At 45.9% G+C, this 14,733-nt stretch carries 13 protein-coding genes and 1 pseudogene; 11 read left to right on the forward strand and 3 right to left on the reverse strand.

Going from position 1 to position 14,733, the window contains the following annotated elements; genetic code table 11:
* The first annotated feature begins 59 nt into the window (after positions 1–59).
* The 7 genes from Q0081_RS26055 (at position 60) to Q0081_RS26085 (ending at position 9,288) form a co-directional block, all read left to right on the forward strand.
* Positions 60–1,613 (forward strand): SusD/RagB family nutrient-binding outer membrane lipoprotein, encoded by a 1,554-nt coding sequence (locus Q0081_RS26055; RefSeq protein ID WP_409034102.1) that lies wholly within the window; start codon positions 60–62, stop codon positions 1,611–1,613.
* Between the two features lie 31 nt (positions 1,614–1,644).
* Positions 1,645–2,418, forward strand: a complete 774-nt coding sequence (locus Q0081_RS26060) for an HpcH/HpaI aldolase/citrate lyase family protein (protein WP_298360594.1) — start codon at positions 1,645–1,647, stop codon at positions 2,416–2,418.
* A gap of 65 nt (positions 2,419–2,483) precedes the next feature.
* Positions 2,484–3,932: a GntP family permease gene (locus tag Q0081_RS26065; RefSeq protein WP_298360595.1), complete on the forward strand. Its 1,449-nt coding sequence runs from the start codon at positions 2,484–2,486 to the stop codon at positions 3,930–3,932.
* Between the two features lie 143 nt (positions 3,933–4,075).
* On the forward strand, positions 4,076–5,629 hold the full coding sequence (gene garD, locus Q0081_RS26070; protein ID WP_298360597.1) for a galactarate dehydratase: 1,554 nt from the start codon (positions 4,076–4,078) through the stop codon (positions 5,627–5,629).
* A 127-nt stretch (positions 5,630–5,756) separates the two neighbouring features.
* Entirely contained in the window at positions 5,757–6,623 is an 867-nt protein-coding gene (locus Q0081_RS26075) for a 2-hydroxy-3-oxopropionate reductase (protein WP_298360599.1), read from the forward strand.
* 135 nt (positions 6,624–6,758) lie between these two features.
* Positions 6,759–7,874, forward strand: a complete 1,116-nt coding sequence (locus Q0081_RS26080) for a mannonate dehydratase (protein ID WP_298360601.1) — start codon at positions 6,759–6,761, stop codon at positions 7,872–7,874.
* Positions 7,875–7,983: 109 nt separating this feature from the next.
* The gene (locus Q0081_RS26085; RefSeq protein ID WP_298360603.1) at positions 7,984–9,288 is read left to right on the forward strand and encodes an enolase C-terminal domain-like protein; all 1,305 of its coding nucleotides are present in this window, start codon (positions 7,984–7,986) and stop codon (positions 9,286–9,288) included.
* Here the strand turns inward: Q0081_RS26085 and Q0081_RS26090 are convergent.
* Complete coding sequence (locus tag Q0081_RS26090) at positions 9,269–10,447, reverse strand: LacI family DNA-binding transcriptional regulator (RefSeq protein WP_298360605.1); 1,179 nt, start codon at positions 10,445–10,447, stop codon at positions 9,269–9,271. The genes Q0081_RS26085 and Q0081_RS26090 overlap by 20 nt on opposite strands.
* A 355-nt stretch (positions 10,448–10,802) precedes the next feature.
* On the opposite strand from Q0081_RS26090, the gene Q0081_RS31700 reads away from it, so the two are divergent.
* The 3 genes from Q0081_RS31700 (at position 10,803) to Q0081_RS31710 (ending at position 13,305) form a co-directional block, all read left to right on the forward strand.
* Positions 10,803–11,177 carry a hypothetical protein gene (locus tag Q0081_RS31700; RefSeq protein ID WP_310586531.1) on the forward strand — a complete coding sequence of 125 codons (375 nt, stop codon included), beginning with the start codon at positions 10,803–10,805 and terminating at the stop codon, positions 11,175–11,177.
* Positions 11,178–11,228: 51 nt separating this feature from the next.
* The gene (locus tag Q0081_RS31705) at positions 11,229–12,698 is read left to right on the forward strand and encodes a hypothetical protein (protein WP_310586532.1); all 1,470 of its coding nucleotides are present in this window, start codon (positions 11,229–11,231) and stop codon (positions 12,696–12,698) included.
* 169 nt (positions 12,699–12,867) lie between these two features.
* Complete coding sequence (locus Q0081_RS31710) at positions 12,868–13,305, forward strand: hypothetical protein (protein WP_310586533.1); 438 nt, start codon at positions 12,868–12,870, stop codon at positions 13,303–13,305.
* Between the two features lie 35 nt (positions 13,306–13,340).
* On the opposite strand, the gene Q0081_RS26100 is transcribed toward Q0081_RS31710, so the two are convergent.
* Entirely contained in the window at positions 13,341–13,487 is a 147-nt protein-coding gene (locus tag Q0081_RS26100; RefSeq protein WP_298360607.1) for a hypothetical protein, read from the reverse strand.
* 31 nt (positions 13,488–13,518) lie between these two features.
* Entirely contained in the window at positions 13,519–14,022 is a 504-nt protein-coding gene (locus Q0081_RS26105; protein ID WP_298360609.1) for a DUF6934 family protein, read from the reverse strand.
* On the opposite strand from Q0081_RS26105, the pseudogene Q0081_RS26110 reads away from it, so the two are divergent.
* Positions 13,994–14,616 (forward strand): annotated as a pseudogene (locus Q0081_RS26110) (sodium:solute symporter family transporter); the annotation flags it as partial. The gene Q0081_RS26105 and the pseudogene Q0081_RS26110 overlap by 29 nt on opposite strands.
* Positions 14,617–14,733 lie beyond the last annotated feature (117 nt).

The following is a 14,733-nucleotide window of genomic DNA, read 5'->3' on the forward strand; positions in this document are numbered from 1 at the left end:
GGGGGGATAACTGAAGCTATTTATTCAGTAACATCTTTTCCAAAAACAAAAATTTCAAAATGAAAAATATACTTAAATCTCTCGTTAGTAAAGCCCCCGTTGGGGGTTGGGGGGCTGTTCTTTTAATGGTGGGCTTGACTGCCTGCGACAAAGGATTTGATGAAATGAACGTCAATCCCATCGCGCTGACAGCCGTTGACCCAGGATATCAGCTCAATACTGCCATCGTAAATACGGCTCCGGGTTACGGCAATCTGAGTTATGAAACCACCATCGTTAAGCAAATGATCACACCCTTCAGTGGTCAGGGTTCGGCGGCCAATTTCAATCAGGACAATCGAGCGGTCGCGGCGGGCAACTGGAACACGTTCTATCAGTCAAATATCAAAGAACTGGCGGATGTTCTGGCCAAAACCAAAGACGTTCCGGCTCGTTCCAATCTCTATAATATGGCCCGCATCTGGCAAGCCTATTCATTTATGCTGCTAACCGATACCTACGGCGACATTCCCTACACGCAGGCGGGCAAAAACTACCTGGAAGGCATTGCCACTCCCGCTTATGACACGCAGGAATCTGTTTACACGGCTATTCTGAGTGAATTGGACGCTGCTTCTGCCGGTTTGGATGCGACCAAAGCAAAAGTGGCCAGTGATGTTTTGTACGATGGCGATGTTCCAAAATGGAAACGTCTGGGCTATTCGCTGTTGCTCCGCGCCGCCATGCGCCTTTCGAAGATCAACCCAACCAAAGCCGCCGAATACGTAGCCAAAGCCGTAGCGGGAGGCGTCATGCAGTCGAATGCCGATAACGCCATCATTCGTCATAATGCCAATTTTACCAATCCTGTGGGCTCACAACTCAACGGAGGACAATCGGCGTTCTTTTATCTTGCCGAAGATTTTGTGGATTTTTTGAGCAAGACCAATGACCCCCGTCTGGCTTCGATTGCCGTTCGTTATGTGGGGGCTACGAGCGGTGCTCAGCAAGTAGAATCAAGGGCGAACCGTACTCCCGCATCTCAAATCGGTGCCCCGCTTGGCTACGACAATACCACCATTAGTGCGGCTGTGACGGCTAAAAAATTGGCAAGTTTATGGGATTATAGCCAACTTGATCGGACCCGTATGGGCGGCCTTACCGCGCCCAGCTATTTGGTTACTTATTCCCAAACCCAACTTTTACTGGCCGAAGCCGCCTTTCGGAAATGGACCACAGGTGACCCCGCCACCTTGTATTCCAATGGCATAAGAACCCACATGCAGCAATTGGCGGCCTATGGCACAAGTTCAGCTGTTCCGGATGCTGCCATTACCACTTATGTTCAGGCCAACCCCTTGGCGGCCGGCAAAGAATTGGAACAAATCAATACGCAGTACTGGGTAGCTTCTTTTTTGATTGGGCCGGAAGCGTGGGCTAATTTCCGCCGTAGCAATTATCCGATTTTAACCCCCAATACCTATCCGGGCAGTGACCTCAAAACCGAGCCGTTTATTCGCCGATTGACCTACACAGATGCCGAATTGAATGTCAATAAAACCAATGTACAACAGGCCATCAGTCGTCAGGGGCCGAACCTTTTAGATACCAGAATATGGTGGGATAAGAAGTAAAATCGGTGAATCCGCCACTTTCTGTGTTACTATGAAAAATCTAAAAAAACGTCTCCAACAGGGAGAGACCCTGCATGGGTGTTGGTTAAATTTGGGAAGCGCACTCACCGCCGAAATCGTTGGTCTATCGGGATTCGATTGGGTATTGATAGACCTCGAACATGGCGCCGGCACGGAGAAGGACGTTTTGGCCCAGTTACAGGCGTTGGAAAGTACATCCACTGCCGCCTTTGTACGGGTAGAAAGTGCTGATTCGCCCCGCATTTCTCGCGTGTTGGACATGGGGGCCGCCGGGGTCATGTGTCCCAAAGTAAACGATGCTGTCGAAGCCAAAAAAGTAATCAACGGACTACATTATCCTCCATTCGGTAACCGAGGGGTTGCCAAAATGGTACGGGCCACGGCATTTGGGCAAAATTTTCAGGCGTATTATGATTCGTCAGAAGAGAATTTATTGGGAATCATCCAAATAGAAACCGCCGAAGCCCTAAACCATTTGGACGAAATTGCGGCGTTGGAAGGGGTAGATGTGCTTTTCATCGGGCCCGCTGACCTTTCGATGGAACTCGGAATTTTCGGACAGTTTGATAACCCGATTTTCATAGACGCACTGGAAAAAATAAACCAAGCGGCTCAAAAAGCAGGAAAAGCCACGGGTATTTTGTTCTTCAATCCTGATGATTACAAAAAATACCACGACATGGGCATCCGATTTATTGCCTGCGGCGCTGATGCCACTTTTGTGGCTGATGGTGCACGGGCAATGTCCAAAAAATTGGATGCTTTTAGGGCAAGTTATAAGTAAACTAACAGCGTTTCGATTTTATCCACCACCACGATTTGTAAACCCATCCCTAAACCTCTTATTGAATGACTGATCCTATTTTTATCTTATGCGTTGGTGTCGTGATCGTTGTGGGCGGTATCATCGGTTTAAAGCTGCATCCTTTTCTGGCGCTTTTATCGGCAGCGTTAGTCGTAGCTTTACTTACGCCTACGGCCTCACTCGAACAGTTTTATATCTCAAAAGGCAGTTCAGCGGCTGAGGCCATCAAATTAGCGCATAAAAGCATTGGTGAGCGTATTGCGGTAGAGTTTGGAAATACCTGCGCCAAAATCGGTATTTTGATTGCCATGGCGGCCATTATCGGCAAATCCATGCTTGACAGTGGCTCAGCCGAAAAAGTGGTGAGGGCCATGCTTAAATTAACCGGTATTAAAAAAGCTCCGATTGGGTTTATTCTCAGCAGCTTTTTTCTCACGATTCCTGTCTTTGTGGATACTGTTCTTTTCTTAATGATGCCTTTGGCCAAAGCCATGAGCACTCGTTTGGGTAATAAAAATTACCTGATGTTGGTTTTAACGGTTATTGCTGGGGCCGTAATGGCTAATTCATTCGTGCCACCCTCTCCAGGACCGTTGTTTTTAGTGGGAGCGCTCAATGTTCCGATTGGATTAATGATGGTTTGCGGAACGCTGTTGGGACTTTGTACCATAACGGTGGGTTATTTTTATGCCATTTGGGCCAACAAAAGATGGCCGATTCCGCTTCGCGATGCGCCCGATGCTCGGTTGGAAGACATTGCCGCCATTGCCAACAAAGACGACAAAGAACTTCCTCCTTTGGGTTTGGCGCTGTTGCCCGCTGTATTTCCGTTGGTTACGATTTGTATTCGCTCGGCGGTGGAGGCTTTTGCTACTCCAAAAGTCCCTCTGACCGGTAGCCCTTTTTTGAATAAATTAATTGATATTGTTCTGTTTTTCGGGGATAAAAATATTGCCCTATTCGCAGGGGCTGTTTTCGCTTTGTTGGTTCTTATCCGCCAAAAAAAGACAATGAAATCGGGTTTGACGGCGTTTGTTCAAACGGCTTTGTTAAGCGGTGGCGGTATCATTTTAATTACGGCTGCGGGTGGTGCTTTTGGCGGGATGTTGCAACAAACGGGCATCAGCAGCCGTATTGCCGATATGACCAAAGACTACCAGATGGCATTAATTCCGTTGGCGTTTTTCGTTACAGCCGTTGTACGTACGGCACAAGGTTCGGCAACGGTGGCCTTAATTACGGCTTCAGGAATTTTAGCCGGAATGGCACAAAATGCCAATTTAGGCTTCAATCCCGTGTATTTGTGTCTGGCGATTGGGGCAGGGGCAAAATTAGTGCCTTGGATGAATGATGCAGGTTTTTGGATCATGTGTAAAACAAGTAATCTCACCGAACGCGAAGCGTTGAAAACCATAGCCCCCATGCAAACCATCATGGGACTTGCCGGTCTTATCTTGACCATGATTGCAGCGCAACTTTTTCCAATGATTTAATAAGAACGTCGGCAGGGGTTTAAACGGACTAACCAACCCTTGCCGACGTTAAGTAGGTCAGACTTTCTAAGTTTTCAATACTATTGATTTTCAAACATTAAAACCTAAAACTTGGAAAGTCTTGTTCTGCATAAAAACATAATATGAAAAGCGTAAGTGAAAATACTATAGTACAAACAAGCCCATTAGACAATGTCGGCATTGTCTGTCATGCATTTGGTGTACGAAAAGGGGCCGTTGTTTTGGAGCATATTGTAGTGGCGCAGGACATTCCGATGGGGCATAAAGTGGCCTTGCAGGATATACATGAAGGAGAAGAAATTGTACGCTACGGACAGGTCATTGGCTATGCTAATGCCGGTATTTATACAGGCGAATGGGTGGATGAACGAAAAATGAACTTGCCTCAACCGCCTGATTTAGAAAGCATTCCATTGATCATTAATCCGTTAGGCGATTCTAAAGAAGTACAAGCAGAACCGTTAGACGGGTTTACCTTTGAAGGTTACCGAAATGTGGATGGGAGTGTCGGAACTAAAAATGTATTGGGAATTACCACCAGTGTACAATGCGTGGCAGGAATCACCAATTACATTTCCAATAAAATCAAGCAGGAATTACTGCCTAATTATCCTAACGTGGACGATGTCTTTGCCTTCAATCACAGCTACGGTTGCGGTATTGCCATCAATGCACCTGCGGCTATCATTCCGATTCGGACGATTCAGAACATTGCGCAAAACCCCAATTTTGGCGGTGAAATCATGGTGATTGGATTAGGTTGTGAAAAACTCCGACCCGAACGTTTATTGCCCACTATCGACAACAACGGGGACTCTTCCATACTCTATTTGCAGGACGAGGCCTTTAATGGCTTTGAAGAAATGGTGGACGGAATCATGGAGATGGCCGAGAAACATTTGAAAAAACTGAACAATCGAAAACGCGAAACGTGCCCTGCGGCGGACTTGGTCGTAGGAATGCAATGCGGTGGCAGTGATGCTTTTTCGGGAATAACGGGAAATCCAGCTTCCGGTTTTGCGGCTGATTTGATTGTGCGGGCTGGCGGAACAGTGATGTTTTCGGAAGTGACGGAAGTAAGGGATGCAGTGCATTTATTAATTCCCAGAACTTCTACACCCGAAGTTGCCCAAAAGCTCAAAAAGGAGATGCAATGGTATGACGACTACCTTGAAAAAGGACTGGTGGACAGAAGCGCTAATCCAACGCCGGGCAACAAGAAAGGCGGCTTGAGTAACGTCGTCGAAAAAGCGTTGGGTTCCATTGCCAAATCGGGCACGAGCCCTATCGTGGATGTGGTTGCTCCGGGCGAAAAAATACGTCGGAAAGGCTTGAATTTTGTTGCCACTCCCGCCAGTGATTTTGTGTGCGGTACGCTGCAATTGGCCGCCGGAATGAACATGCACGTCTTTATTACTGGTCGAGGCACCCCTTATGGCTTGTCGATGGTGCCAGTGATCAAGGTTAGTTCCAATTCAAAATTGAGTAACCGATGGTTTGATTTGATTGATTTTGATGCGGGCCCTATTGCTTTTGGCGACAAAACCATTGAAGAAATGGGTTGGGAATTGTTTCACCTTATTTTGGAAGTGGCGAGTGGCAAACAAAAAGTAGCTGCCGACCGGTTGGGCATTCACAATGACTTGGTATTGTTCAATCCCGGACCATTAACGTAAATGGTTGATGGAGCGCTGATTAAAACCGATAAAAAAATCAGCGAAAATCAGCGTTCCCGAACTCTTTCGGGATTCGCGTCATCCGCGTTCCAATAATTTATTGATTATTAATTTTTTACAACAAAATATGGAAAAGGTAGGATTTGTCGGACTCGGAATAATGGGGAAACCCATGGCTTTGAACTTATTGAAAGCCGGCTATTCCGTGTCTGTTTTGAGTAAAAGCGCTGCCGCTGCCGAATTGACGGAATCCGGTGCGACGGCATACGCCACCAATAAAGAACTGGCGGCGCAATGCGATGTTATCATCACAATGTTGCCCGATTCGCCCGATGTAGAACAGGTAGTTTCGGGAACTGACGGTGTCTTGGAAGGAATTCAATCGGGAGCCTTATTTATTGATATGTCCACCATTGCGCCGGCTACGGCAGTCAATATCTATCAATTGATGAAGGCTAAAGAGGTAGAAGCATTGGACGCACCCGTATCAGGCGGGCAGGTCGGAGCCATTGGTGCTTCCTTGTCCATTATGGTTGGGGGAACTGCTGCGGCTTTTGAACGGGCGTTGCCGTTGTTTCAGGCCATGGGCAAAAATATTGTCCACATCGGAGAGCCTGGTGCAGGACAAACCACGAAAGCCTGTAACCAAATGATTGTCGGTATGACGATTCAGGCCGTGGCAGAGGCGTTTGCATTAGCCCAAAAAGCAGGGGTTGATTTGGAGAAAATGCGGGAAGTGCTGTTGGGAGGATTTGCTCAAAGTCGCATTCTTGACCTTCACGGCAAACGCATGATTGACCGTAATTTCAATCCCGGTTTCAAAATCAAATTACATAAAAAAGACATGGGTATTGCACTTCAAACGGGCGAAGCGTTTTCAGTTCCACTAAAAGGAACAGCATTGGTAGCGGCTCAAATGGAAGCCGCTGTCGCGCAGGGAAACGGGGAATTAGACCACAGTTCGCTGTTTATGCTACTGAGCCCAGCCTCCTAACCCGCGCGGCGTACCGTCCCAATGGGGGAATTTTTAATACGAAACTCAACGCCTCTGCCGCTACGGCTTGTCCTCGAAGGGGCTTATCACACACTTTAAACTCCCCCTTCGGGGGCAGGGGGGCTCTTTACTACAATGAAACGCAGCAATTTTCTCAAAGCCATTACGGCGGGTTCCGCGGGAGCGGCCATTTTTGGATCTGATCATGCCAAGGCCGCGACCAAACCCGTTCCTCCCAAAAAAGTACTCATGAAAGTAGGGTGTCAATCGGGTGGTACAAGCGTTGAAAATCTGGAGTTTAAAGCGCGTCACGGGGTGTTTAATATTGATGGAGGTTCGCCGATAACTATTCCTGGTAAGGGATGGGATTTGGAAGATTCGTTGAAGAAAAAGGAAGCCTGTGAAAAATACGGGATCAGCTTAGATGCTTACCATTATCCGTTGACCTCTGCGGGGATTGACAAAGTGGCTTACCCGAATGTGATGCTGGGCAAAAGTCCCGAACGCGACCGGGAAATCGAAATTCTGCAACAAATGATTCAGGTAGCGGGCAAATCAGGCATTAAAGTATTGAATTATAATACGACGATTTTACCCGTTTTGCGAACTGGAAAATATACCGACCCCAAGCGCGGAAATGCCGAATACAGCGTATGGAATTATGAAGAGGCGTTGAAAAGAAATGACCCAAAAACAATCGCGGGGGATGTTTCTGTTGACCAACTATTTGAGCGCATTACGTACTTATTGGACCGTATTCTGCCCGTTGCCAAAGAATATAAAGTAAAACTCGCCAACCACATTGCCGACCCACCTGTACCTGCTGCTTATCGGGGAATCATGCGTTGGAACAGCCCTGATGTTTTTAAAGGCATTCAACGATTTGCAAAGCTTTATGACAGCGAATACCACGGTTTCAATTTTTGCATCGGCTCCATTGCCGAAGGCCTGAAAGATCCCAAAAATGACATTTATCCCATTATCAAATGGGTAGGGGAGCGCAATCAGATTTTCAACGTGCATTTGCGCAATATCAAAGGCAGTTTTAACAACTTTCAGGAAGTGTATCCTGACAATGGTGAAATGAATTTTGCGCAGGTAATCAGAGCGTTACGGGATGTAGGTTATGCCGGAATGGTCATGCCCGACCACGTGCCGCACCACCACGATCCGGCGAGCAGTTTACAGGCTTTTTCATTCTGTTACGGCTATATCAAAGGCTTGTTGCAAACCGTTTCAGAAGAAGTATAATCAAAAAATAGTTGGCTTTTGATTCCATTGACGCCGTTGCAGGTGTTCTCACCTGCAACTTACTGCTAACCACCAATCACCGGCCACTTACCACCGACCTCTAACACACATGCATTATACATCCGGACCCCGAATCAAAGAAATTGTCATTACCCCCATTGCCGTCATTGACCCGCCGCTCCTGAATGCCGCAGGATTGCACGCACCGTATGCGCTTCGTACCATTATGGAGGTGATTACCGACGACAATATTTCGGGTATCAGTGAAATTCCGGGCAATATTGACATTGACATCGCTTTGAAAGCCGCCGGAGAACTGTTGATTGGCCGAGATGTATTTCAATTGAACGAAATTCGGCAGGTATTGGAAGAACGATTTGGCATGGAAAGTACGGCCGATAGAGGGACAAGGCCGTGGGATCAACGCAAAGTAGTCCATGTTTTCAGCGCCGTTGAAGTGGCTTGTCTGGATATTATTGGCAAAGTTACGGGAAAGCCGATCGTGGATTTATTGGGTGGAAAAATGCGGGATAGAGTGCCTTTCTCTGCCTATCTTTTTTACAAATACGAAGGGGCCGGCGGAGAATTAGCGTTTGATATTGACCCGAATGCAACGGGATGGGCCGCCGCGCGTCAGGCAAGTGCATTGAATCCGCAGGAAATTGTTGCCCAAGCTCAAGCCATGTGCAAAGAATTTGGGTTTCAATCCATTAAATTGAAAGGGGGCGTGTTTGAACCTCGTCAGGAAGTGGATGCCATGTTTGCCTTGTATGAAGCTTTTGGGCCCAAGGTGCCGCTCCGCATTGACCCCAATGCCCTTTGGACGGTGGAAACGTCTATCAAGTACGGTAAAGAAATGGAGCCCATTCTGGAATATTTGGAAGACCCTACCCGGGGACAGGAAAACATGGCAATGGTGCGGAAAGCCGTCAAAACGCCGCTTGCTACCAATATGTGTACGACCTCGTTTGATGATATTCCCGGCAGTATTGCCAAAGGTTCAGAGGACATTATTTTGAGCGACCACCACTTTTGGGGAGGGCTGCGTGCTTCCATGAACCTTTCGGCCATTTGTGAAACGTTCGGTCGCGGTTTGTCCATGCACTCCAATAGTCACTTGGGCATTTCATTGGCGGCCATGGTGCATTTAGGCGCTGCTATTCCCAAAATGACGTATGCTTTAGACACGCATTATCCCTGGCAATCGGATGAAGTCATTGTGGGTGGGCGCATCAAATTTGAAGAAGGGGCCGTACTTGTTCCTCAGGAACCGGGGTTAGGCGTAGAGCTTGACCGTGCAGCCTTGGCAAAACTGCATCAAAATTACCTCGCCTGCGGCCTCACCAAACGAGACGACGAACCCGAAATGCAAAAGAAAGTCCCCGGTTGGAAATTTAAGCCGGTTCGTTGGTAACTTTTTCCTTTCGGCTCGACTCTCGAACAATCAAGTGGGTTTTCAAGACCTGATGAACCGGTTTCCATTCGGAAACGTCAGCATTTATTTGATGAAGAAGTAAATGGGCGGCCTGTTTTCCTATTTCACGCACAGGTTGTTCGAGGGTCGTAAGAGATGGTTCAATGATGGATGAAATCGGGTCATTGCTGAAACCCACAATACCTAATTCCTGTGGGATTTTGACCCCTCTGCTTTTGGCAACCAGCATAATTTCAATGGCCGTTGGGTCATTGATGGCAAAAATAGCGTCGGGCGGCTGGGGTAAACTCAATAAATAATTAGCGTAAATGCGGGCTTTTTCTTCCGTTAAATCATAATGAATAATCAGTCCATTTTCAACCGGTAAATTATGTTTTTGTAACGCATCCAAATAACCTTGTAGTCGCAAACGACTCACCAATAGGGAAATAGGGCCCGCTAAATGCGCGATGCGCCGATAGCCCTGTTCAATCAAATGCTCCACCGCCTGAAACGCCCCGTTGTAATCATCAACAATGACCTGCGGGGTTTCCAATTCCGGACATACCCGGTTAAAAAATACCAACGGTACTTCCTTCCGTAATACTGCCCTGAAGTGGTCAACGTTATTGGTTTGCGCCGCTACCGAGACCAAAAGCCCATCAACACGGCTGCTCATCAGGGCTTTTACGTTGGTTACTTCGGTTTCGTAGGATTCGTCCGACTGGCAAATCATTACGTTGTAGCCCGCTTTAGACAGCACTTCCTGCGCCCCCATAATGATGGTAGGAAAGAAGTAATGCCGAAACTCGGGCACTAAAATGCCAATAATGTTTGTCCGACTTTTCAGCAATGCATTGGCCAATGGATTAGGCTGGTATTCCAATTGCTGCGCCAAATCCAGAATCATTTTTCTTGTACCAGCATGGATATCGGTATGGCCGCGTAAGGCGCGTGAGACGGTTGACTTCGAAATCCCCAACTGATTGGCAATGTCCATAATGGTTACCTGATGATGTCGCTTCCCTTCGGTCGGATTGGGCGGTTCGGGCAATGTAAAATGGTAATCACACGACTTACAAAAGTACCGTTGTTTGCCCCGAACAATGCCTGATTTTTGGACAAATTCAACTTCACGACATTTCGGACATTTAATCATAGTATTTGTACTATTCCTTTAAAAGAGACTTTTTGTTGTTTTCGGGTAAAAAACGAGAATACCACAAATAAAGTCAATATCGGATTTGAAATACTACTATCGCTACCAGTTTCGGGAAAGTTCCCGATAGTTTTTGTGGACAAAATTCAATTTTTTCTCTTGATTATTTAAAAATACCTTCTAATTTCAATCAAAATTGTAATTGAAACATTATAAAAGGCATTTTTATGATTGATTTTAAAACCCTTTAAAATTGTATAATTTTTATTTTAAAACCTCTAATCCTATGCTTCAGCGTGGGGATAGCCCAAGTAATAATCAAGAATGGCTTTAGCCTTGATTATCAGTATTTAGTATGAAACAACTTACACCATTTCTATTTTTATTGAGTTGTGCCGTTGTGATGGGACAAACCAAACCTTTGATTCTTTCAAATGAAAAGATAAAAATCAGTTGGAATCAAACGCAAGACGGTTGGGAAATCAATCTGGCAGCGGTTAAAAAAGGGAATAATTGGGTAAATCTAAAAACGCCTTTGGGCGAAAATACCCTTCTTTTCAGTGCTGAAAAACCAAAAAATACGCCCGATTCAGTCTTTAAATCCATTACCGGCGAAAAGTTTCCCGAAGACATTTATCATTATCAAACCAAACAATGGGCCGAAAGTACCAATCCTGTTTCATTAAATACGGCAGGAAAAGCCATTTATTTTTTTGCAAAAAAAGGATAACAAACGGCATCAAATAAGCTGACTTTTGAGCACGAAGCGGAAGCCGCTAAAGTGACCACCGAATGGAGTTTTGACCCCAAATTCCCCACCGATATTATCGTTAAACAAACGCTCACCCCTAAAACTGCAGGTTTCTTTTCGTTGGCTACGCCGACCATTGCCTCTGTGAGTGAAGCAGATATGGCTTGGGCTTCGGTACCGGGCTATTTTCAGGGAAATTTTATACAACCCAATTTTGCGTTGGCATACGCCTATGGACATGGCGTGCCTGCATTGCCTGTAGTGTATCGGGAGCGTTCAGCGAGCACGTTGAGTCCATTGGTCACGACCAAAAACGGCATTACGATTTCAGTCATTCCGGACCCAACGCTGTGCCGCGACCCGTGGGAAAAAGACAAAAACACGCACCAAAGTTGGAACATTGGACTTTCGCACAAAAACCGCAAATCGCAACTTTCGCCCACGCTGTACTATCCCGTGTTGGGTGAGCCCAAATCCGCGCTGAAAGTGGGGGAGGTGATCACGTATTCATTCCGTTACAGCTTGATTGATGGAGATTGGTTCAAAGCCATCAACCATGCCGCCTATGCTATTTTTCAACTCAAAGAAGCCCTCTCTTTACGCCAAAGCAAGCAATCGCTGACCGACCGTATCCAAAAAATGCACCATTATCTAACCGACCCAAAAACGTCCCTTTGGAATATTGAGGAGTACAAAGGGTTGAAAATAGGCGCGCAGTCGTATCTGGGCGGCGTGGTGGGTTCCAACAAAGACGCCATGAAAAATTCCGATTATGGCGCCATGTGGATGTTGGCAAAGGCTACCAACGACAGCTTGTTGATCAAAAATGTATTGCCTTACGCGCTGAATTTCAAGAGGGTGCAACAAATCACGGACGAGGGTTTTTTCAAAGGAGCCTTGGCGGGACAATATTATCTGGCTAAATCAAAACGCTTTACCGAAGAGTGGGGTGAGGTCGTGGAACCCATTGCCGTGACGTATTATACGATGTTGGACATTGGGAATATTTTACTTTTTGAACCCAACAACCAACCTCTTAAAACTCTTTTACAGTCGGGTGCCGAATGGTTGCTTAAAAATCAAAAAGCAAACGGAAGTTGGGCGGTAGCATACGACCGAAAAACCGAAAAGGAAGTTTACTGCGATATTCAGGATGTACGCCCTACCTTTTATGGTTTGTTGATTGCCTATCGCATTCTGAAAGATCCTAACTACTTGGCTGCTGCCCAAAAAGGAGCTGACTGGTTTGTAAAAAATGCCGTTGAAACGGGTGGTTTTCTGGGTGTTTGTGGTGATGCTCGCTACGCACCCGATTTTGCCACGGCACAATCCGCACAGGCGTTGCTGGATTTGTATGATATTACCAAAGATTCAAAATACAAAAACGCCGCCATTACGGCCGCAAAGGTGTATACTGCCTCCATTTATACGCACCCGATTCCTACTCACACTCTTAAAACTGTAAATGGTGGACAAAGGGAAGATTGGGAAATCTCGTAGGCAGGGCTGAGTTTTGAACACGGCGGCATTTTCGGTTCGTCCAATTCACAGGGGCCGATTCAATTGGCGAGTTATGCTGGGATGTTTATTCGCATGTATCAACTGACTAAGGAGCCCATTTTTGCGGATTTGGCGCGGGCTGGGGCGTGGGGACGCCATGCGTTTGTTGATGCCAAAACAAGAGTGGCTTCTTATCTATTGGCAAGCCATGAACCGTGGGGCGGGTCCGTATCCGCACCATGCGTGGTGGCAAATCGGGTGGATCAACGATTACCTTATGGCTGAAGCCGAACTGCGTTCCAACGGGCAGATGAAATTTCCGCGCGGATTTGTGGCTCCCAAAGTGGGGCCGCACCAAAGCTACGGTTTTGCTGCTGGAACAATCAATGGAGAACAAGCAAACCTTATCGTGAATGAAGACTTAGTAAAAGTAGATAATCCAACTATTGATTACATTCTGGCGGAATCGGAAAAGAAGGATAAGCTCTTTGTGGGATTGCTCAATAATCGCGCACAGGCTACTGATTTTCAGGTGACAGTGAAAGGGAAGTTAATGAAGAAACAGCTTCCGGCCGTTGGGCTTGAGGTAATGACGATTGAAAAATGAAACCGAATGATTAAAAAGGGAAGGAGCAAGCAGATTTATTTTCGCTTCAAGACAGATAAGTCCGTTTTAGCCAAGATTTCGTTAGCCTTTGCCAGTTTATCAGAAAATGGAATCTTTCCATCTTTTGATTTGAGAGCGGGCAACGTTCTTTTTTCAATTTTGGAAATAGTCTTGACTTTCATGGAGGGAGAATTTTAAAATAAAGTTAAAGAATTATTTTTTCCTAATCAAGAAAGCATGGTATGGAAGGTTTGGAACAAAAGGTTCTAATTCGTTATTCATAACACCAAACATTTCAAAAGCTAAATCAAGTTCACGAAAACTATGATTAATTGCAATTCTGTAAAGACGATTTCGAGCCGGTGAGTTGCCTGAAAAATAGATTTGATGATGAGGATATAAAGAAAAATAATGGCTCACAATTTGAAAAATTGTGGCTAAAACCTTTTCAGTGTCTCCATTATCTGTTACTACGGCATCATCAACCTCATTCGTTAAAGTATTTACATCGCCCAAAGCAAGATTATAAATTCCTGTAAAAGAGGTTTCTTGAAAAGCAATAACTTTATTTATAATCCCTTTTGAACCAATACTTTCAAAGAAGAATTCTGTAGAATTTTGATTTGAATAAAATAAATAACTCGGGTAGTTCACAAAAATATTTTTTACAAAACTAAGCAAAACCGTTTTGAACTCAACCATTGATACTGCCGTCATCTTCATCTTCTCGGCCTTTGTGCTGGCCATCGGGATGTTGTTTGCCCGAACGGGCCGCAACCTCAAATCCTTCTTTGCGGGAGGAGAGGCGGTGCCGTGGTTCATTGGTGGATTGTCGCTTTTTATGTCTTTTTTCTCGGCCGGCACCTTTGTGGCATGGGGTTCTATTGCGTACAAACACGGCTGGGTAGCGGTTACGATTCAATGGACTATGTGCCTCGGAGCTATTGTTACTGGGCTTTTTTTATCTCCTCGCTGGCGGGCAACGGGCAATCTGACAGCGGCAGAATTTATTCGTGAACGACTCGGTGAGCGCGTTCAGAAAACCTACATCGGTATTTTTACGTTGGTGTCAGTTTTTATCAAAGGCTCGGTATTGTATCCCGTTGCCAAACTGGTGAGCATTTCGTTGGGATTTCCGTTGGTGGAATCGACCATTTGGGGCTGTTTATGATTGCCTATACCGCCATGGGTGGACTATGGGCCGTGATGGTAACCGATATTCTTCAGTTCGTTATTCTGACGGCGGCGGTGTTTATTCTGTTGCCGCTTTCGTTGGCCAAAGTGGGTGGTTTTGAGAAGTTTACGCAATCTGGTTCATCGTCACATTTGGTGAAAGTCAGGGTTTGGGTTGTAATTTTGAAGAATGGACTCTCCCTTCCTTTTGCCTTCCAAGCTCGACTTAGAACTACTTGATTACGAACTTTACCC

Origin of the sequence: Runella sp. (assembly GCF_027484545.1) — a bacterium.
In the GTDB taxonomy this organism is placed as follows: Bacteria; Bacteroidota; Bacteroidia; order Cytophagales; family Spirosomataceae; genus Runella.